Source organism: Polaromonas sp. P1_F4 (assembly GCF_056405675.1).
This window is the reverse complement of sequence record NZ_JBFUBP010000014.1, coordinates 59,611-79,086: the sequence shown is the minus strand read 5'-3', so window position 1 is coordinate 79,086 and position 19,476 is coordinate 59,611. Positions and strand designations below refer to the sequence as shown.

General features: G+C 62.1%; 18 protein-coding genes. 3 read left to right on the top strand and 15 right to left on the bottom strand.

Going from position 1 to position 19,476, the window contains the following annotated elements; translation table 11 throughout:
- Positions 1–400 precede the first annotated feature (400 nt).
- The 3 genes from AC1DYQ_RS21305 to AC1DYQ_RS21295 form a co-directional block, all read right to left on the bottom strand.
- On the bottom strand, positions 401–760 hold the full coding sequence (locus AC1DYQ_RS21305) for a hypothetical protein (protein WP_477688471.1): 360 nt from the start codon (positions 758–760) through the stop codon (positions 401–403).
- A gap of 71 nt (positions 761–831) precedes the next feature.
- Positions 832–1,236, bottom strand: a complete 405-nt coding sequence (locus tag AC1DYQ_RS21300; RefSeq protein ID WP_477688470.1) for a pentapeptide repeat-containing protein — start codon at positions 1,234–1,236, stop codon at positions 832–834.
- 112 nt (positions 1,237–1,348) lie between these two features.
- Complete coding sequence (locus AC1DYQ_RS21295) at positions 1,349–2,113, bottom strand: ArsR/SmtB family transcription factor (protein ID WP_477688489.1); 765 nt, start codon at positions 2,111–2,113, stop codon at positions 1,349–1,351.
- A gap of 140 nt (positions 2,114–2,253) precedes the next feature.
- Here AC1DYQ_RS21295 and AC1DYQ_RS21290 point away from each other — a divergent pair, with 140 nt between their 5' ends.
- On the top strand, positions 2,254–3,540 hold the full coding sequence (locus AC1DYQ_RS21290) for an MFS transporter (RefSeq protein ID WP_477688469.1): 1,287 nt from the start codon (positions 2,254–2,256) through the stop codon (positions 3,538–3,540).
- A 6-nt stretch (positions 3,541–3,546) separates the two neighbouring features.
- Here the strand turns inward: AC1DYQ_RS21290 and AC1DYQ_RS21285 are convergent, their stop codons facing one another.
- The 12 genes from AC1DYQ_RS21285 to AC1DYQ_RS21230 all read right to left on the bottom strand — a co-directional run bounded on the left by AC1DYQ_RS21285 (position 3,547) and on the right by AC1DYQ_RS21230 (position 15,683).
- On the bottom strand, positions 3,547–4,845 hold the full coding sequence (locus AC1DYQ_RS21285; protein ID WP_477688468.1) for an RNA polymerase sigma factor: 1,299 nt from the start codon (positions 4,843–4,845) through the stop codon (positions 3,547–3,549).
- Between the two features lie 6 nt (positions 4,846–4,851).
- The gene (locus AC1DYQ_RS21280; RefSeq protein WP_477688467.1) at positions 4,852–5,289 is read right to left on the bottom strand and encodes a YciI family protein; all 438 of its coding nucleotides are present in this window, start codon (positions 5,287–5,289) and stop codon (positions 4,852–4,854) included.
- A 37-nt stretch (positions 5,290–5,326) separates the two neighbouring features.
- Entirely contained in the window at positions 5,327–5,863 is a 537-nt protein-coding gene (locus AC1DYQ_RS21275) for an SRPBCC family protein (RefSeq protein WP_477688466.1), read from the bottom strand.
- 174 nt (positions 5,864–6,037) lie between these two features.
- Positions 6,038–6,811: a YciI family protein gene (locus AC1DYQ_RS21270; RefSeq protein WP_477688465.1), complete on the bottom strand. Its 774-nt coding sequence runs from the start codon at positions 6,809–6,811 to the stop codon at positions 6,038–6,040.
- Between the two features lie 67 nt (positions 6,812–6,878).
- Entirely contained in the window at positions 6,879–7,304 is a 426-nt protein-coding gene (locus AC1DYQ_RS21265; RefSeq protein WP_477688464.1) for a YciI family protein, read from the bottom strand.
- Between the two features lie 164 nt (positions 7,305–7,468).
- Complete coding sequence (locus tag AC1DYQ_RS21260; RefSeq protein WP_477688463.1) at positions 7,469–8,422, bottom strand: AEC family transporter; 954 nt, start codon at positions 8,420–8,422, stop codon at positions 7,469–7,471.
- Between the two features lie 221 nt (positions 8,423–8,643).
- Complete coding sequence (locus tag AC1DYQ_RS21255; RefSeq protein WP_477688462.1) at positions 8,644–9,705, bottom strand: porin; 1,062 nt, start codon at positions 9,703–9,705, stop codon at positions 8,644–8,646.
- A 169-nt stretch (positions 9,706–9,874) separates the two neighbouring features.
- Complete coding sequence (locus tag AC1DYQ_RS21250; protein ID WP_477688461.1) at positions 9,875–10,657, bottom strand: L-fucose dehydrogenase; 783 nt, start codon at positions 10,655–10,657, stop codon at positions 9,875–9,877.
- Positions 10,658–10,718: 61 nt separating this feature from the next.
- Positions 10,719–11,999, bottom strand: coding sequence for an L-fuconate dehydratase (locus AC1DYQ_RS21245; RefSeq protein ID WP_477688460.1), 1,281 nt, complete (start codon positions 11,997–11,999; stop codon positions 10,719–10,721).
- A 78-nt stretch (positions 12,000–12,077) separates the two neighbouring features.
- Positions 12,078–13,019 (bottom strand): substrate-binding domain-containing protein, encoded by a 942-nt coding sequence (locus AC1DYQ_RS21240; RefSeq protein WP_477688488.1) that lies wholly within the window; start codon positions 13,017–13,019, stop codon positions 12,078–12,080.
- Positions 13,020–13,126: 107 nt separating this feature from the next.
- Positions 13,127–14,122, bottom strand: coding sequence for an ABC transporter permease (locus AC1DYQ_RS21235; RefSeq protein ID WP_477688459.1), 996 nt, complete (start codon positions 14,120–14,122; stop codon positions 13,127–13,129).
- A 22-nt stretch (positions 14,123–14,144) separates the two neighbouring features.
- Positions 14,145–15,683: a sugar ABC transporter ATP-binding protein gene (locus AC1DYQ_RS21230; protein WP_477688458.1), complete on the bottom strand. Its 1,539-nt coding sequence runs from the start codon at positions 15,681–15,683 to the stop codon at positions 14,145–14,147.
- A gap of 541 nt (positions 15,684–16,224) precedes the next feature.
- Here AC1DYQ_RS21230 and AC1DYQ_RS21225 point away from each other — a divergent pair.
- Both AC1DYQ_RS21225 and AC1DYQ_RS21220 read left to right on the top strand, forming a co-directional pair.
- The gene (locus AC1DYQ_RS21225; RefSeq protein WP_477688457.1) at positions 16,225–17,088 is read left to right on the top strand and encodes an IclR family transcriptional regulator; all 864 of its coding nucleotides are present in this window, start codon (positions 16,225–16,227) and stop codon (positions 17,086–17,088) included.
- Between the two features lie 268 nt (positions 17,089–17,356).
- The gene (locus tag AC1DYQ_RS21220) at positions 17,357–19,450 is read left to right on the top strand and encodes an ATP-dependent helicase (RefSeq protein ID WP_477688456.1); all 2,094 of its coding nucleotides are present in this window, start codon (positions 17,357–17,359) and stop codon (positions 19,448–19,450) included.
- Positions 19,451–19,476: the final 26 nt, after the last annotated feature.

The window sequence follows — 19,476 nt, the reverse complement described above, 5'->3', positions numbered from 1 at the left end:
GCCCCAGACTGAGACAAGCACAAAGGTGCCCCAAACCGAACCAAGCATAGGGGCAGCAGCTACCAGTATCTGCCCGCTCAAGAACGCCAACAAGGCGATCAGCAAAAGCCACCAGCGCCCCGCTGCCGCAAGCGCGACCAATATCCCGCCAACGGCTATTAAGGACCACCCCGCAAAGAAACCCCAGGCTTCGCGCCACGGGTAGGGGTAGACCGCGCCACGAGACATAGGCTTGGTGTCGCCAAGAAGAACGGCTCCAGTCGCCACAGCGTGCTGCACCGCTTGACTCAACCTCAATCCCGCGAAAAGGCAGATACAGGCACCGACTACGACGACAACAACGCGAACTCCGATGCTAGGCATTGAGCCTTGTCTCATTTAAATAGTCTCCCAAGGGAATTCAACATATGAGCCCGCCAATTTCTACCCGGTCATCCGCCAGCAATACGAAAGCCAAATCCTGCTTTGGACAGAGCTCCTCATTGCCCCGCGTCACATGGATGTCCACCATAGACCGATCTCCATTGGCCTGAATGTAGAAAAAGTACTTTGGCGGCGTGCCAGCCTCAAGCGGGAAATGTTCGAGAGACCCGTCGTAGGGCTTTATGTCGATGCTGAAGCGTTCTCCATAGGCCGACAGCGCGTCTCCCAACGTTCGGGCATTCACCAGGAACGGTGGTTCGTCATGCGGCTCGTAGTGGCCCCGTTCGGCACGCCGGTCAACTCGCCTCGGCCAGGAAGGCCCGTACATTGCAATCATGCTTTTACGCTCCAAAATTTTAGATGAAAGGCATTTTCTGTCTTGCCAAGGGACATCAGCTTGATGGAAGGTCAGGCGAACTCACCTGGGCTCGGCGATTGAGCGACTGCATCAACGAGACCTGTGCAACCAGATTGTGTGCATGCGTACCAGCGGCTTTCAGTGAAATGACAGTCTCCGCCCAGGTTGTCTTTGACAAACAAGCAGTCGATAAATCTGCATTCAGTGAAGCTGCAACCTGCAAATGAGGCGCCGCGAAAGACGCACTTTTTGAATTCGACGTTCACAAATGTTGTGGTATTGAACAGGCTCCAGTACCACTCAGATTCCTCGATGACACAGCCAACGAGAACGCCGCCGAAACCGCTACCCTCCATACAAAGTTTGCTGAAGTTGCAGTATTTGAACGCCGCCTCATCCCAACCTTTGGGTAGCGAGTCTTGGTCAAAGTCAGTGCTCTCAATGTAGATGGTCATGGAAAATCGGACAGAAGCGGGTTTTGAGCGAAGTGCCTGACGTAATGTATGCCGCAAAACGCTGCGGCATACATTGGCGGTTTCGACCGTAAAACGGTTGCGAGCAACGGCTTCAGGCGGCGCGTAACGCAGCCCCTACCCGCGCAGGAAATGCATCGCCTTCAGTGACCTGCCGCCAATCCTCCTGCCCCATCCAGTCACGCAGCGCAACCACGCCTTTGGGCGTGATCTCCAGCGCGCGCATGCCCTGGCGGCGCAGCAGCCAGCCGCGCTCCAGGCTGTGCGTGCAGATCAGCGTGCCGAGTTGCCCGGCGACATGGAAGCGGCGTTCGCTCCAGTCCAGGCACGGGCGGCAGTAGGGGCGCTTGGTGTTGATGCTGGTCGGCGACGTTGACATCTCAATCCCCAGACGCGCCAGTACGGCGCCGGCCTTGGCGGTCACATGGCCGGCCTCGCCATCAAACGTGATGGCGCCGTCGGCCACAAGGTGATGGGCAATGGCCACACCGAGGCGGCCGGCGATGTGGTCGTAGCAGCTGCGGGCCATGCGCATGGCAGCGTCTTTGGGGCCGGGCACTACGGAGCGGCGTGGCGCGGGTGCATTTTGTGAGGCCAGTTGCGTGATGCCTTCGAGTACGCGGGCCACGTCGACCGAGGCCAGGCGGTGGTAGCGGTGCCGGCCGTGCTGCTCTACGCACAGCAGGCCGCCTTCGACCATCAGGGCCAGGTGACGGCTGGCGGTTTGTGGCGAGACATTGCCGACGCCCGCCAGTTCGTGGGCGGTGAGCGAGCGGCCGTCCAGCAGCTCCATCAGCATGGCGGTGCGGGCCGGTTCGCCGACCAGCGAGGCGATGTGCGCGATTTGGTTGGTATTCATCATGGTTTAAGACCTTCTGAGTACCAACCTTAGCAGCATCGGGCGGCCCATGCTTCGCTCCGTGACGAAGCATCAAAGTCGGGCTTCGCCGCACCATGAAGGCCATGCAGCAGCCGCTGCCGCCCCTCAAGGAGAACTCCATGGAACTGCCAATGACCCCTGCCCTTCAGCCGCCGGCGCCACGCGCGTTTTACGGCGTCACCGTTGTGCGCGCCGCCTTTGTATTGGCCATCTTCGGCTGGGGTATTGGCTTTTACAGCCCGGCAATTTTTCTGCACGCGGTGCTTGCGCGCACCGGATGGGCACTGCCCTTGGTGTCTGCCGCCGTGACGTTTCACTTTTTGTTCGGCGCGGGCGTGGTGGCCTGCATGCCGCGCATCCATGCCCGGCTGGGCGTCGCCGCCACTACCGCTGCGGGTGCCGCCACGCTGGCACTGGGACTTCTGGGCTGGGCGCTGGCTGCACAGCCCTGGCAACTGTTTGTGGCTGCCATGCTGACGGGCGGCGGCTGGGTCACGATGGGCGCTGCGGGCATCAACGCCATCATCTCGCCGTGGTTTGTGCGCGGCCGTCCCATGGCGCTGGCCAAAGCTTATAACGGCGCCAGCCTGGGCGGTGTGATTTTCTCGCCGCTATGGGGCGCTTTGATCGCGGCGATGGGCTTTACCGCCGCCACCCTTTTGGTGGGCGCGGCCATGCTGGCTGTCGTGGGGTGCCTCTGTTTCTACGTGATCGCGCAAACGCCAGAGCGCATGGGCCAGCAGCCTGACGGTGACGCACCGGGCACGCCAGCACGCAGCGTCACCTCTGCGCATGCCAAACCCTTGCCGGGCCGCCTGCTGTGGCGCGACCGCAGCTTTCGTACGCTGGCCGCGGCGATGGCGCTGAGCATGTTTGCCCAGGCCGGCTTGATCACGCATTTGTATTCGCTGCTGGTGTCAGCGCTCAGCACCCAGGGCGCGGGCCTGGCGATGGCGTTGGCCACCGCTTGCGCCATCGGCGGCCGCACCATCGTCGCCAAATGCATGCCGGCCGGTGCCGACCGGCGGCTGGTGGCCAGCATGAGCTACGCCGTGCAGATCGCCGGCTCACTGTTACTGGCCTGCGCGGCAGAACACCAGACCGCGCTGATCCTGCTGGGCGTGGTGCTGTTCGGCATCGGCATCGGCAACGCGACATCGCTGCCGCCGCTGGTGGCGCAGGTGGAGTTCGTCAAGGAAGACGTGGCGCGTGTGGTGGCGCTGATCGTGGCGATCTCGCAGGGTCTTTGGTCGCTGGCGCCAGCCACGTTTGCCCTGTTGCTGGTGACCGGCAACGGGAGCCCGGCGCACCTCGGTGCGGGCACTGGCCTTTACTTTGGCGTGACCGTGCTGCTGCAACTGGCGGCCATCGCCTGCATGCTGGGCGGTCGCAAGCTTGCCGCCTGAAGCGCTTCAGGAAAGGCGCGGCGTGGCGTCGGGCTTGCAGGCCTCGGCGCGTGCCAGCAGCAGCTCACGTTCGCGCAGGTTGCGCGTGAGCGAAGCGGCGCGTTCGAACTCGGCATGGGCTTCGTCCAGCCGGCCGAGCTTAAATAAAAAGTCGGCGCGTACGCTGGGCAGCAGGTGGTAGTTTTTCATCAAGGGCTCGGCCAGCAGCGCATCGGCCACCTCCAGCCCCGTCGCCGGGCCAAAAGCCATGGCCAGCGCCACGGCGCGATTGAGCTCCACCACCGGCGAGGGCATGAGCTGCGCCAGCGCATCGTAAAGCGCGGCAATGCGCTGCCAGTCAGTGTCCGCACCGGTGGGCGCACGCGCATGGCAAGCGGCGATCGCGGCCTGTAACGCATACGGCCCCAGCGCGCCGCCTAACGCCTCAGCGCGTGCCAATGCGGCAAAGCCGCGGCGTATCAGGATATGGTCCCAGCTCGCACGGTTTTGTTCCAGCAGCAAGATGGGCTCACCCGAAGGCCCGGTGCGCGCCTTGGCGCGCGAGGCCTGGATTTCCATCAGCGCCACCAGGCCATGAACCTCAGGCTCCTGCGTCGCGAGTTCGGCCAGCACGCGCCCCAGCCGCAAGGCCTGGTCGCACAGCGCGGGTCGCATCCAGTCGCCACCCGAAGTGGCTGAGTAGCCTTCATTGAAGATCAGATAAATAACTTCCAGCACCGAAGCCAGCCGGGCGCCGCGCTCTTCGGGGCCGGGCACTTCAAAGGGCACGCGCGCCTCGGCCAGGGTGCGCTTGGCGCGCACGATGCGCTGGGCCACGGTGGGTTCGGGCACGAGGAAGGCACGCGCGATCTCGTCGGTGCTCAGGCCGCCCAGCAACCGCAGCGTAAGCGCGATGCGCGCCTCGGTGGACAGTACCGGGTGGCAGGCGGTGAAGATCAGGCGCAGCAGGTCGTCGCCGTAGTCGTCGGCGCCATCGTCCCCGGAGCCAGGCTCGTCTACGTCGGCGAAGGCCATTTCCTGCTCCAGCTCGAGTTCATGGCCCAGCTCTTCATGCTTGAGCGCGAGCAGCTTGCGCCGCCGCAGGTAGTCGATGGCGCGGTGCTTGGCCACCGCCATGAGCCAGGCGCCCGGGTTGTCCGGCACGCCCGTCTTGGGCCAGCGCTCCAGCGCGGTAACCAGCGCGTCCTGCGCGATCTCTTCAGCCAGGCCCACCTCCTGCACCATGCGTGCAACCTTGGCGATGACCTTGGCCGACTCGATGCGCCAGACGGCGTCGATGGCGCGATGGGTTTCATGCGACGCCATGCGGCTTCAGGCGCCCTTGCCTTTGCTTTTTCCGCTCGGCGCTTGTTGCATCTCGACGAAGCCGGCAGCCGCTTGCTGCACGTCGGGCGGGAAGTCCGACATCTCCTGCACCTGGCGCACCTCGATGATTTCGTTTTCACCGCCGGGGCAGCGCGAGGCCCACTCGATGGCCTCGGCACGCGAGGCCACGTTGATCATCCAGTAGCCGCCCAGCACTTCACGGGCTTCGGCAAAAGGGCCGTCTTTGACATGGTCCTTGCCACCCGGAAAACTCACGCGGGCGCCCATGGAGGGTGGGTGCAGGCCGTCCAGCGCGAGCAGCACGCCGGCTTTTTGCAGCGCTTCGTTGTATTTCATCATCGCGGCGACGGCGTCGGCGCTGGGCATGGTGCCTGCGTCGGCAGTTTCGTAGCCTTTGGGGATCATCAGCATCATGAATCGCATTTGAATACTCCTTGAATGTGGGGCGGGTGAGCCGGGCTTACTTTTCTGCAGCAGCCTTCAGGTCGGCCAGGCCGGCTTCGAAATCCTTGCCCACCATCTTGTCCATATCGAAGAAGACATGCATGACCCTGGCCAACAGGGGCGCGGGGCCGGCCATATCCCAACTGACCAAGCTGCCGCCGGCTTGCGGCTGGATGGTGAAGACCACCTTGTTGTGGGCTTCAAAAGGTTTGCTGAAGTTCAGGTCTATCCTGACGAGCGAAGACGGTACGGATTCGGTGATCAGCATGTCGCCCGTGCCGACTTCCTTGCTTTCCCAGGCGTAGGCCGCTCCCTTGCCGGTGGCCGGACCGCTGAAGCTGCGCTTCATGGCCGCGTCCTTCTTCTCCCAGGGCGACCAGGCGCCCCACTGTTTGTAGTCGTTGATCAGCGGGAAGATTTTTTCGGGCGGCGCCTGGATGGTGGCCTGGCGCTGCACGCGGAAGGTGTCGGGCTTGTTGGAGGCCAGTATCAGTACGGCCACGATAAAAACCACGATGGCGACGGCTGCAATGATGGCGATGGTCTTGAACATGTTTTATTCCCTTAAGTTGGTGTTCGTTCACTTCGATAAATGGGCGAGCGCCGGGTTTATCGGGCCGGTCCGGCCTCCAAAAAACGTCTGCTCACTGGTACGACGAACGAAAAACGCGAAATCGACATGCCTCGCCAAAAAAATTTCAAATATTTTTGGCCGGAACCCTGAACGCTAAGCCTGTGCGAAATCGACAGCCTCAAACAACAGCCGAATCTCGACCTCAACCTCTTCCGTATCCCGAAACGGGAACGGATAGGCCAGCGCCCAGTCCACCGCGGCCTTGAGCGACCGCGCCTGAATGATCCAGAAACCGGCCAGCAACTCTTTCGCTTCGGCGAAGGGCCCGTCCATCACGCTGGGTTTGCCTCGGGTGAATTTCATGCGGGATGCGCTGGCGCTGGGCTTAAGCCCTTCGCCCATTAGCAGCACACCGGCCTTGACGGCGTCGTCATTGTGTTGGGCCATACGGCCCAGCCACTGGCTGTCGGGCACGATGCCGGCCTCGGCCCGGTCATTGGCCTTGAGCAAAATCATGAAGCGGCGAAATCCCTCGGGCAGGGGCGGCGCGCCTTCCCCAGCAACGCCGCGCAGGCCGCCGGGGCAGCCGCCCTCGCGGATTTCCAGCGAAGTATTGCCATCCGCATCCTCTTGAGGCCAGCGCTTGAGCCATTCCAGTACTTCATCCCTGGAAGCCGCCTCAATCATGGTGAAACCGGCGATCAGCTCTTTGGCTTCGGTGAAGGGGCCATCGATGACCGTGGGCTTGCCACCGGAAAACCGGATGCGCGCGCCCTTTGAGCTTGCCTGCAGGCCTTCGCCGCCCAGCAGCATGCCGGCCCTGGCCAGTGCTTCGTTGTAGGCGCCCATGGCGGCCAGCAGTGCGGGGCTGGGCAGCTCGCCGGCTTCAGTGCTCGCGTCGGATTTGCGCAGGATCATGTATTGCATGTGGATTTCCTTAGGCAGCCCGCGCCGCCGTCCCCGGTTTTTACCTCAAACACGGGGCTGGCGCGTTTCAGCTCTTTGCTTCTACCTGCCGGCGCAGGCGTTCCTCGGCTTCGCGAAGTTCAGGCGTGAATTCGGCGCCGAAATCTTCGGCCGAAAACACCTGACGGATTTCGATTTCGGCTTCGCTCTCAGGCGGTAACGGGCAGCGTTTGACCCATTCAATTGCTTCCTCTTTTGACGAGACCTGCAGCATCCAGAAACCGGCGACCAACTCTTTGGTTTCGGGGAAAGGCCCGTCGATCACGGTGCGCTTGCTGCCGGAAAACCTGACGCGCGCGCCTTTTGAACTGGGGTGCAGCCCCTCGCCCGCCAGCATGACGCCGGCCTTGACCAGCGATTCGTTGAACTTGCCCATGTCGGCCAGCAGTTGTTCGCTGGGCATTTCACCGGCTTCGCTGTGTTTGTCGGCTTTGATGAGGACCATGAATTTCATTTCGGACTCCTTTGGGTTTGCGTTGGGAGCGGAGAGCCCGGACAACCCAGGCAGAAAAATCCTGCTCTTACCGGTACGACGAACGGGAAGAGCGAAATCGACAGCGCGGGGCCATCTTTTTTCATTTTTTTTGTAACGAGGCCCGAAAAGGCCTGGTACCTGGCTCAGGTCAGCAGGGTCACCGCTGCCGAAAAGCTGAAAAAGGCCAGCACCGTAGACAACAGGATGATGCGGGCGATGCGCCCGTTGTCCGCGCCGAAGCGCTCGGCCAGCAGCGCCACATTGCTGGCGCTGGGCAACGCCGCCACCAGTACGATGACTGTGAGCGCGAAGGGTTGCAGCGGCACGCCCACAGCGATGGCACCCAACCCGACGAGGCCCACCAGTACCGGGTGCACCACCAGTTTGATGAGCGCAACCGGCACATACTCTTTCAGGGGTGTGGCAGCCGTGCTGTTCATCTGCGAACGCGCCAGCACCGCGCCAATGGTAAATAGCGCCACAGGCGAGGCCGCATCGGCCAGCAGCCCGACGGTCTGCATCACCGGCGCGGGCAACATCACACCAAAGCCGGACGACAGCGCGCCCAGCACGATGGCCCACGGCATGGGATTGAGCGCCACGCCCTTGAGCGCATTTTGCGCGGCAACCTCGGCGCCATGAATGTCGGCCGAGTCCAGCCGCGACAGCGCGATGCACAGCGAGCTTGTCACCAGCAAATCAACCAGGATGGTGACAATGGCCGGGCCGGCGGCCTGCGCGCCCAGCAGTGCCACCAGAAGCGGCACGCCCATGAAGCCGGTGTTGGGGAAGGCCGCCACCAGCGCGCCAAAAGACGCATCGTTCCATGCAATGCGGCCCTTGCGCGTGAGCATCACGGTGAAAGCCACCATCAACAGAGCACACACTAAATAGACGGCCACCAGGCTCGCGTCCAGCAGCTGCGCAATCGGCGTGCCGGCGCCAAAGCGGTACAGCATGCAGGGCAATGCGAAATACAGCACGAAGGTGTTCAGGCCAGGAATGGCCAGCTGCGGGAGCAGGCCCCGGCGTGCAGCAAGGTAGCCGCACAGCACCAGGGCGAAAAAAGGGAAAGTGACGAAAAGAATGCGGAGCACGGCGCTGATTGTCGCCCACGCCCTTGCGTACGAGTGCGCAATACGATGCCGCTTGCACGCCGATTGAGCATAAAAAATAGCTGCGGCGCAGGCAGCGCCTGCGCGAGCAGCTATATTTTTAATAGCAAAAAGTGTTTGGCCAGCTGGTCCGCGTCAGGTGATCCCGATCTGAACCAGCCAGCCTGCCGCCGAGCGCCTAGCTCACCCGGCGGCGTTGCCCTTTAAAAGCTGTGCGCAATGCCCGCGTAAATGGTTCTTTGCCCCTGGTTGACCGCCGGATTTCCCGAGATCCCACCGTCCACCCCGAAGTTGGCGCCACTGGAGTTGCTGACGCTACCGAATGACGCGTACAGCAGTGTGCGCTTGGACATGCTGTAGTCCGCACCCACCATGCCCAGCGTGGCCTTGCCGGCCACCCGGTCAGATTTGACGTGGAAGACCGAACCGATCAGCGTGAGCGCCGGCGTTACATCGTAGCGAACGCCAACCCAGGCGTGCTTGAGCTTGGACGCGGCGGTGAGGGCCGCGTCGGGTGCGGTGATGTAGTCGTAGGCCGCATAGAGCTTGGCCGGGCCGAACTTGTAAGTGCCGCCTATGATGGTTTCCTTGGAGGTGCTGAAAACATCCGTGAAGGTGGCGGTAGCATTACGGCGCGCGGAATAAATGGCGCGCAGCATCAGGTCCTGGTTCGCATAGGTCATCGATATGCCTTCGCCGCGGAGTGCCTTGCTGTTGCCAGCCTGTTCGCCGAATGAGATTTGCCCGGTGGCGCTGAAACCGCCAAAATCAGGCGTTGAATACTCCACCACATTGTTGGCACCGGGCCAGCTGCGGCCCCTGACCAGAGTGGCGCTACCCACCCACTGCTGGCCGGTCGGGTCCAGGTCCCATACGTCGTTGCTGATGAACAGGTTCTTGCCGACGCGGAAACTGCCCCAGCTGGCGTTGGACAGACCGACATAGGCGCGGCGGTTGAACAGTCCACTACCGGTCGCCCCGTTTTTAAGTTCAAAACCGCTTTCGAGAAGGAAGTTGGCCGCCAGGCCGCCGCCCAGGTCTTCCTTGCCCTTCATGCCCCACATGCTGGTGCCCCACTGGTTGCTGGCCACCATGGATTTGGAGAAGCTGGCATTGGCCACCGGGTCATACACATGGTCGATATACGCCAGGCCGGATACGGCACGTCCGTACAAGGTAACACTGGACTGGGCCGAGGCCAACTGCGGAGCCAGGGCAGCCGCGCAGGCCACACCGACGTACACACTACGGAAAGCAGCTTTCATGATTTGTCTCTCTTTGCTATGGTTAGGTTGAGTCAGTTAAAAAGTCCGGATATGCCCATTCGCCGGCATGGCTGCCCAGAGCGAACCCGGTTCGGGCGGGGAAAATCTTGGCTGCGGGCTTTCATCGTGCTTTCCAGGCCCGGCCGTTTGGGTATCGTGTTCATTGCGATCAACGGGTCAGCAGGGCCCGGTCCAGATGCACATAGCCGCCATCGGGATGAATCCACTGGCCCGTCGTGTGCGAGGCGCGATCGGACAGCAGAAACACCACCGTGTCGGCAATTTCGCGGTCGGTCGTCATGCGCTGACCGAGGGGAATCCGGGCCGTGATGTCGGCGAGCGCCGCGGCCGGGTCGGCAAAGGTCTTGAGCCACGTTTCATAGAGCGGTGTCATGACTTCGGCCGGCAGCACCGCATTGACCCGCACGCCATGCGCCGCCAGCGCGGCAGCCCATTCGCGTGTCAGCCCCAGCTGGGCCGCCTTGGCCGCGACATAGCCGCTGGTGTTGCCCTGCCCGGTGAGCGCCGTCTTGGAGGAAATGTTGACGATGGCGCCGCGCCTGGCCTTGAGCTGGTCCAGGCACAGGTGCGCCATCAGGTAGTAATGCATCAGGTTGGACTGCAGCGAGCGCTGGAAGGCCTCGGGGCCGGCGTCCAGGCCGACGCTGTCGTTGACGCCGGCGTTGTTGACCAGCGCATCAATGCCGCCGAATTCGGCCACGGCACCCTGCACCGCGGTCCGGCAGGCCGATTCGCTTTCAAGTTCGAGCTGGAAAAACCCGTGGCGTGCACCGAGCTCCCGCAAGGCCGCGGAAAATTCCGGCAACAAGGGGCTGCGGCCGAAGATCACCGGCACGGCGCCCTCCCGCGCCAGCTGCAGGCTGATGGCCCCGCCAATTCCGGCGCCCCCGCCGGTGACAATGACAATCTTGTTTTGAAGGTGCAAATTCATCAAGGGCTCCGTTGTCAGACGTTGGTTATGGTCAGGCTCAGCCGAGGGTGTGTAGCGGCCATCAGCCCTTGAAGGCGTACTGCGCCAGCGATTCGCGCTTCATCTCAATCGAGTAACCTGGCCGCTGCGGCGGCATGTAGGCGGCATGGCGAATCACGCAGGGGTCCACGAAATGCTCGTGCAGGTGGTCTACGTATTCGATCACCCGACCTTCCTTGGTACCGGCGATGCAGAGGTAGTCGATCATCGACAGGTGCTGCACGTATTCGCACAGGCCGACGCCGCCGGCATGCGGACAGACCTTGAGCCCATATTTGGCCGCCATCAACATCACGGCCAGCACCTCGTTGACGCCGCCCAGGCGGCAGGCGTCGATCTGCACCACGTCAATGGCGCCCTGCATGATGAGCTGCTTGAACATGACGCGGTTCTGGCACATCTCGCCAGTGGCGACCTGCATGTCGCCCTTCACCGCCTCGCGGATGCGGCGGTGACCCTCGATGTCGTCGGGGCTGGTAGGCTCCTCGATGAACCAGGGCTTGGCAAAGCCCAGGTGCCCCAGCCACTCAATCGCCTCGTTGACATCCCACACCTGGTTGGCGTCAATCATCAGGGTGCGGTCGGGGCCGAGCACCTCGCGGGCGACGCGCACCCGCCGGATGTCGTCCTGCAGGTCGCGACCCACCTTGAGCTTGATGTGTGAAAAGCCGGCGTCCACCGCCTCCCGGGCCAGGCGCCTGAGCTTTTCGTCGTCATAGCCCAGCCATCCGGCGGAAGTGGTGTAGCAGGCGTAGCCTTCCTGCTCGAGCGTCTTCATGCGCGCGTCCTTGCCGGCGGCCTGGCGCGTCAACAGCGCCAGCGCTTCGGCCGGCGTGATGCAGTCGGTGATGTAGCGGAAGTCGATCAGCCTGACGATCTCTTCCGGGCTCATGCGGGCCACCAGCTTCCACACCGGCAGGCCCTCCTGCTTGGCCCACAGGTCCCACACGGCATTGACCACGGCGGCAGTCGCCAGGTGGATCGCGCCCTTGTCGGGGCCGATCCATCGCAGCTGGCTGTCCGAGGTGATGTAACGCCAGAAGCGGCCCATATCTTCGGTCACCCAGTCCATGTCGAGACCGACCACCAGATGGCGCATGGCTTCGATGGCGGCACAGCAGATTTCATTGCCGCGGCCGATGGTGAAGGTCAGGCCATGGCCTTCAAGCCCCGGCTCGCCGGTTTCCAGCACCACATAGGCGGCCGAATAGTCCGGGTCCGGATTCATCGCGTCCGAGCCGTCGAGATGCCGCGACGTGGGAAAGCGCACATCGATGACGCGCATGGATTGGATAGTGCTCATGAAGGATTGCCTGGGGATTGCTGTTTGACGGGTGAAGAAGCGCTTCAGCGCGTGGCAGCCCTGAGGCCGCCGCACCCATCAGTCATACAGAACCGCAGCGATCTTGGGATCGTTGATGGTGGTCTTGTCGTAGTAGTAAAAGCCGGTGTCGATGACCTTGGGCAGCTTTTCGCCCTTGAGGGACTTGACCGCCGCCTCCACCGTCTTGTAGCCAATGCCGACCGGGTTCTGGGTGATGGCGCCGGCCATCGAGCCATCCATGATGGCGGCCTTTTGCTGCTTGCCGGAGTCGTAGCCGATGATCACCACCTTGCGCTTCATTTCCCTGGCGCCGTTCAGTGCGCCGATGGCCGAGCCTTCGTTCGCGCCGAAAATTCCCTTCAGGTTGGGGTTGGCCTGCAGGATGGACTTGGTGATCTCGGTCGATTTGAGCTGGTCGCCGCCGCCGTACTGCACGCTGACGATCTTGATGTTGGGATAGGTTGACTTGATACGGTTGACAAATCCGTCGGTGCGATCGATGCCGGTGCGGCTGGTCTGGTCGTGCACCACCAGGGCGACATCGCCGCTTTTACCGATCAGCTCGGCCATCTTGTCGGCGGCGAGGGCCGCGGCGGCCACATTGTTGGTGGTGGTCGTGGTTACCGGAATATCGCTGTCCACACCCGAGTCAAAGGCGATGACTGGAACCTTGGCAGCCTGGGCCTTTTTCAGCAGCGGGATCGACGCCTTGCTGTCCAGCGCGGCAAAGCCGATGGCCGATGGCTTTTTGGCCAGCGCCGCCGCGAACATGTCGATCTGCTTGTCCACCATGCTCTCGCTCTCGGGGCCTTCGAAGGTCACCTTGACCTTGTAGTCCTTGCCGGCCTGCTCGGCGCCGGCCTTGACGGCTTGCCAGAACTGGTGCTGAAAGCCCTTGGAGATCATCGGGATGTAGATCTCATCGGCGGCCATCGCCGTGCTCAAGGCAGACGCCAGGCCGAGGCCCAGTGCGAGGCTCAAAAGTGTGCGTTTCAAAATCATGTTTATCTCCGATCGGTATGGGGTTTGTTATGGGATATCAAAAATCAGACGTTGCATGGATAGGATTTGGGCTTCTCTTTGGCAAGAACTGCACTTGCTTGCATTTACCTGCGCTTTCGCAAAATATCGGCATACACCGCCACGATGATGATCAGGCCGGTCACCACCGTCTGCCACTCCTGGGCCACCGACATGATGCGCAGCCCGTTGGTCAGCACACTCATGATGAACGCGCCGATGATGGTGCCCAGAATCGTGCCGGCCCCGCCGCTGAGCGAAGTGCCTCCGATCACGACGGCGGCAATCGCATCCAGCTCGTAGCCCTGGCCCAGCGCCGGCTGCGCGGAATTCAGGCGCGAGGCGATGAGCAGCCCGGCCACGCCGCAAATCGCGCCGCTGAGCGTGTAGACAATGATCTTCCAGCGGTCCACATTCACGCCCGACAGGCGTACCGCCTCTTCGTTGCTGCCCAGCGCGAAGGTGTAGGTCCCCAGCACCGTCTTGTTCAGGATCAGACTTGATACCACCGCCACCACAAACAGGATCAGCACCGCATTGGGGATGGGCAGATCGGGCAGGAAATAACCGATCAACGACTCCTGGGAAATGACCGAAAACTCCGGCGTGTCGTTGAAATAGATTGGCTTGGATTGGGTGATGACCAGCGACAGGCCTTTGAGCATGAGCATCATGCCCAGCGTGGCAATGAACGGCGGAATCTTCAGCTTGGCAATCAGCACGCCCGAGGTGAAGCCAGAGAACGCACCGAAGAAAATGGCAGCCAGCACGCCCAGGTAGAAGGGCAGGCCCCAATAGGTCAGCACCACCCCGGCCATGACTGCGCAAAAGGTCATCAGGGTGCCCACCGACAGGTCGATGCCCGAGGTGATGATGACAAAGGTGCAGGCGATGGCCAGCACACCGTTAACCGCAGTGGCCTGCAAAATGCCCACCATGTTGTCGGTCTGCATGAAGCTGGACGAGGCCATGCTGAAGAAAATCAGCAACCCCAGCAAGCTGGCAAATGCCAACAGCTTTTGACGGGTGTTGCTGCTAAAAGCTGCAGTTTTGAAACCTTGCAGCAACTTGGAGACGGTCATGGGTGATGGTTCCGGTGTTTTTTTAGAATGCAACAGCGGCAACCATGCCGGAAACGGCAGCCGGGGCTTCGCGCTGGGTGGCGAGCTGCATGATTTTTTCCTGGGTCGCATCCCGTGCCGCCAGCTCGCCCGTGATGCGGCCCTCACACATCACCACGATGCGGTGGCTCAGCCGCAGCACCTCGGGCAGTTCGGAGGAGATCATCACGATGGCACGGCCCTGAGCCGCCAGCGCATTGAGCAGCTTGTAGATTTCGCTCTTGGCGCCCACGTCAATGCCGCGCGTAGGCTCGTCAAAAAACAGGATCTCGCAGTCGCGCACCAGCCATTTGGCGACGACGATTTTTTGCTGGTTACCCCCCGACAGCAGCGCCACTTTCTGCAGCGCGCTTGGGGTCTTGATGCCCAGTTGCGCGATCAGCTTCGCAGCCGTGTCCTGTATGGCAGCGGGTTTGAGAAGAAACCCGAAGCTCAAGAACCGCCGCAGGCTCGACAGCACAATGTTGGTCTGCACATCCATGCCGGTGGCCAGACCGAAGTGCTTGCGGTCTTCCGACAGGTAGCCGATGCCGTGCTCAACCGCGTCGGCCGGGCTATGCACCCCGATCTGGCGGCCCCTGACCCAGATCTCCCCTGAATCCCTTTTGTCGGCGCCGAACACGGCACGCGCCACTTCGGTCCGGCCCGCGCCCATCAGGCCGGCAAACCCGAGGATTTCGCCCTTGCGCACGGTGAAACTGACATCCTTGATCGTACGGCCGCGATTGAGCCCGCGCACCTCCAGCACGGTCTCCCGGCCCTGACCGGTTGCCGGCGGCCTCTCGTCTTCAAGCAGCGCGCGCCCGACCATCATGCCGATGATGGTGTCCATGCTGGTGGTGGCAGTCGGCACGGTGCCGATGTACTGGCCGTCGCGCATCACCGTCACGCGGTCCGAGATGCGCTTGAGCTCGTCCATCTTGTGCGAGATGTACACGATGCCAACGCCATGGCGCTTGAGCTGGCCGATGATGCGGAACAAGTCGTCGATTTCGGCATTGTTCAGCGCGGCAGTGGGCTCATCCATGATCAGCACGCGCGAGTCGAACGACAGCGCCTTGGCAATCTCGACCATCTGCTGGCGCGCCACTGTCAGGTCGCAGACCAGCGTGTGCGGTTCCAGGTTCAGGTTCAGGCGGTCGAAAATCGCTTTCGTGTCGCGGGCCATCTTCTCGGTATCGATGAACAGCCCAAGCCGCCCGATCGGCTCGCGTCCGATGAAGATGTTCTGCGCCACGCTCAGATGGCTCATCAGGTTGAGTTCCTGGTGGATGATGCCGATACCCAATGCTTGGGCAGCGCGCGGGCTGGCAATCTCGACCGCCTGACCGTCGATGCTGATCTCGCCCGCATCCTTCTGGTAGACCCCGGCCAGTATCTTCATCAGGGTCGATTTCCCGGCGCCGTTCTCACCCATCAGCGCGTGCACCTCGCCTGCAGCAATCTCAAGCCGGGCGTTGTGCAATGCGCGCACTCCCGGAAAGGATTTGCACAGGTTGCTGATGCTCACAAGAGGTGTCATGGGCGGTTCCGGGCTGGCGCGGTGCTTGCTCAGATCGGCGCGATGTCGTTGACCGTGGCCAGACGGCCCGCCGACTGGCCCGGAGTGCGCCCCAACCAGGCGCTGCAGCAACGCCCGGAATCACCCGGGGCCCGGCAAACCGGTGTACGGGCCAGGCCGACGCCTTGGGCGGCCGCGCAGATCGATACTGTTTTTCCTTCCAAACTTCCTGGGTGCATGACAAAAACCTTTTTGCGTTGACGGAACCGTTCAATGAGGCGAAGGCACCAAAATCAGGAAACTTATTGTTACAAATGGTTCATTGATGAACAATCTATTCACTTATGGATCGAAGCGGTGTGAATCATAGAAATTTGCTCATCTTTCCAAGCTCCGGACTTTCCCTAGGTCAGGATTTAATTTATTGATGAACATTAAGTGCAAAAGTAAATAAATCTAAAACAATGAAGGCGAAAGTCTTCGCGAGCGCCGCGTGCCATATCAGGAGCGCTGCGTTACATATCAAAATTGCAATGCTTCTGACCTCACCCACCCTGCCGCCATGACACAAAAATATTCCGTTCTCCCGACGAATGACCACAACCCGAACGACGCTGGCGCCACCGCATCCCCGCCTCTTGCCGACGACCGCTACAGAGCACCGGCGCTTGACAAGGGCCTGGACATCCTTGAGTTGCTGGCTCGCCAGCCGCAGGGCCTGACGCGCGCGGAGATCGTCAAGGAAATGGACCGCAACGCGAGCGAGATCTACCGCATGCTGGAGCGGTTGGTGGCACGGCAATATGTCATGCGTTCGCTCTCGGGCGACCGCTATTCGCTGAGCCTGAAACTCTTCACGCTGGCGCACATGCATCCACCGCTCAACCGGCTGGTGACCCAGGCCATTCCCATCATGGAGGCCTTTGCGCACAAGGCTGAGCAGGCCTGCCACATGGGCGTCTATGACCAGGGCAACGTGCTGATCACCGCGCAGGTCAACGGCCCCGGCACCTGGAGCATGACGATCCGCGTGGGCGTGCATGTCGGGCTGGTCGATACCGCTTCGGGCCGGGTATTGCTGGCTTTCGCGGATGCCAGCCAGGCTCAGCAAATGCTGGCCCAACACACCGCACTCGAAGGCGAAGTGCCGATAGGGTCCGATGCATTGGTTGCCGCCCTCGGTGTCATCCGGGAGCAAGGCTATTTCGAGCGCGACAGTCTGCAGTCTTTCGGCGTGGCCGATATTTCCTGCCCCATCTTCGGGCCCGACCACAGCGCCCTGGCCGCGTTGACCTGCCCATACGTGCGGCGCATAGACCGCCACGTCGGCCCCGACCAGAAAACCGTGCGCCTGCTGCTGCAGCAGGCAGCCCAGGCACTGTCGTTGACGCAGGGTGGGTTCGCCCCGGCGAGCCGGAACGCATGAAGCCGAGCCAGATCGATCGCTACTAATTTGATAGCTGCTTGCGCTGGCAAGCATTACCCTGCAGGCTTTTATTGCCTGAATCCCCAGTTGAAGCCGGTTGTTCGGCTGCGGTTTTTCACCCGGCCAGACCGACCGGCATGAAACCTGCTGCGCGGTCCCGGCCTGCGCTGCAGGCGCCAAAAAGGGCAGCCGCTATGATTTGCCGTTCACCGGCAGTACCTGACAAGGCCGGTCCCGCGCATTTTTCCCCTGGAACCGATTCTTTTTCATGACCCACGGCCTGAACCTCGCCCAACAAGAAGCCGTGAACTACCTGCATGGTCCCTGCCTGGTACTGGCGGGCGCCGGTTCAGGCAAGACGCGGGTGATCACGCACAAGATAGGCCGGCTGATCCAGTCAGGGCTCAGGCCCGAACAGATTGCCGCGATCACCTTCACCAACAAGGCCGCCGCTGAAATGCGCGAGCGGGCCAAGGCGCTGATCGGCAAAAGCGCCAAGGGCGTGCTGGTCTGCACCTTCCACGCACTGGGCGTGCGCATGCTGCGCCAGGACGGCGCGGCGCTGGGCCTCAAACCCCAGTTCTCGATTCTCGACAGCGATGACGTGACCAGCATCATCAAGGACGCTGGCGGCAGCACCGATGCGGCCACGGCGCGGCAATGGCAATGGACCATCAGCCTGTGGAAGAACATGGGCCTCAACGCAGCCGAAGCCCTGGCGCAGGCCAATGGCGACGAAGAGCGTGCCATTGCCCGCGTCATGGCGCACTACGAAGAGCGCCTGACCGCCTACCAGAGCGTCGACTTCGACGACCTGGTCGGCCTGCCGCTCAAGCTGCTGCGCGAGCACGACAGCGTGCGCGAAAAATGGCAGCAGTCGCTGGGCCATGTGCTGGTCGACGAATACCAGGACACCAACGCCACGCAGTACGAAATGCTCAAACTGCTGGTGGGCCCGCGTGGGCGCTTCACCGCCGTGGGCGACGACGACCAGTCGATTTACGGCTGGCGTGGCGCCACGCTGGACAACCTGAAAAAGCTGCCGCAGGACTACCCCAACCTCAAGGTCGTGAAGCTCGAGCAGAACTACCGCTCCACCAGCGCCATCCTGCGCGCGGCCAACAACGTGATCGGCCCCAACCCCAAGCTGTTTCCCAAGACGCTGTTCAGCGAGCTCGGCGAAGGCGAGCCGGTGCGCGTGATCGATTGCGACAGCGAAGAGCACGAAGCCGAACGCGTGGTGGCCCGCATCCAGAGCCTGCGCGCCGAAGGCAGCTTGCAGGCAGAAGGCGGGCAGTACAAGGAGTGGAAAGATTTTTGCGTGCTGTACCGCGCCAACCATCTGGCCAAGCCTTTTGAGAAGGCCTTTCGCAAAGCCAACATTCCGTACAAAGTTTCGGGCGGCCAGAGTTTTTTCGACCGTGCTGAAATCAAGGACCTGTGCTGCTGGATGCGGCTGCTGGTCAACAACAACGACGACCCGGCGTTCATGCGCGCGGTGACCACACCCAAGCGCGGCATCGGCCACACCACGCTGGGCGCACTCGGCACCTTCGCGAGCCAGTCGAAGCAAAGCCTTTTCGAGGCGCTCTTCAGCAACTCGCTGGGCTCGGTGCTGCCGGCCAAGGCGGTCGGTTCGCTGCATGAGTTTGGCCGCTACCTCAACGACCTCGAATACCGCGCCAAGCGCACTGTGGGCGCGGAGGACGCGCGCGTTTTCCTGAACGACTGGCTCAAGGAAATCGACTACGAGAAGCACCTCTACGACGGTGAAGACAGCGAAAAACTCGCGGTCGCGCGCTGGACCAATGTGATGGATTTCTGCGACTGGGTGGCCCAGCGCTGCGGTGGGCAGATCGACGACGCCTCAGGCGCCGTGGTGGCCGCCGAGACCAAAACCATGCTCGAAGTGGTGCAGACCATTGCGCTGCTTTCCACCATCAGCGAACGCGAAGGCGACCAGAACGTGGTCACCCTTTCAACCCTGCACGCCGCCAAAGGCCTGGAATGGCCACACGTGGTACTGGCCGGCGTGAACGAAGGCCTGCTGCCCTTCAAGCTGGAAGACGATGACGGCGTCAACACCGACAGCATCGCATTGCGCCTGCAGGAAGAGCGCCGCCTGATGTATGTAGGCATCACCCGCGCACAACGCACGCTGGCTGTGAACTGGCTGCGCAAACGCAAGAAGGGCCGCGACATGATTCCCGGCGCGCCCAGCCGCTTCATCGCCGAGATGGCGCTGGACAAGGCCACGGTGAAAGAAGACCCGCGAGAAAAGCTCAAGGCCCTGCGTGCGGAGTTTGCGAAGAAGTCAGCGGACGGGATTGCGGCGGCAGCAGCGGCGGCAGAGACGCGCTAGCGCAGCCCTGTTCCGTGGTTAATTCG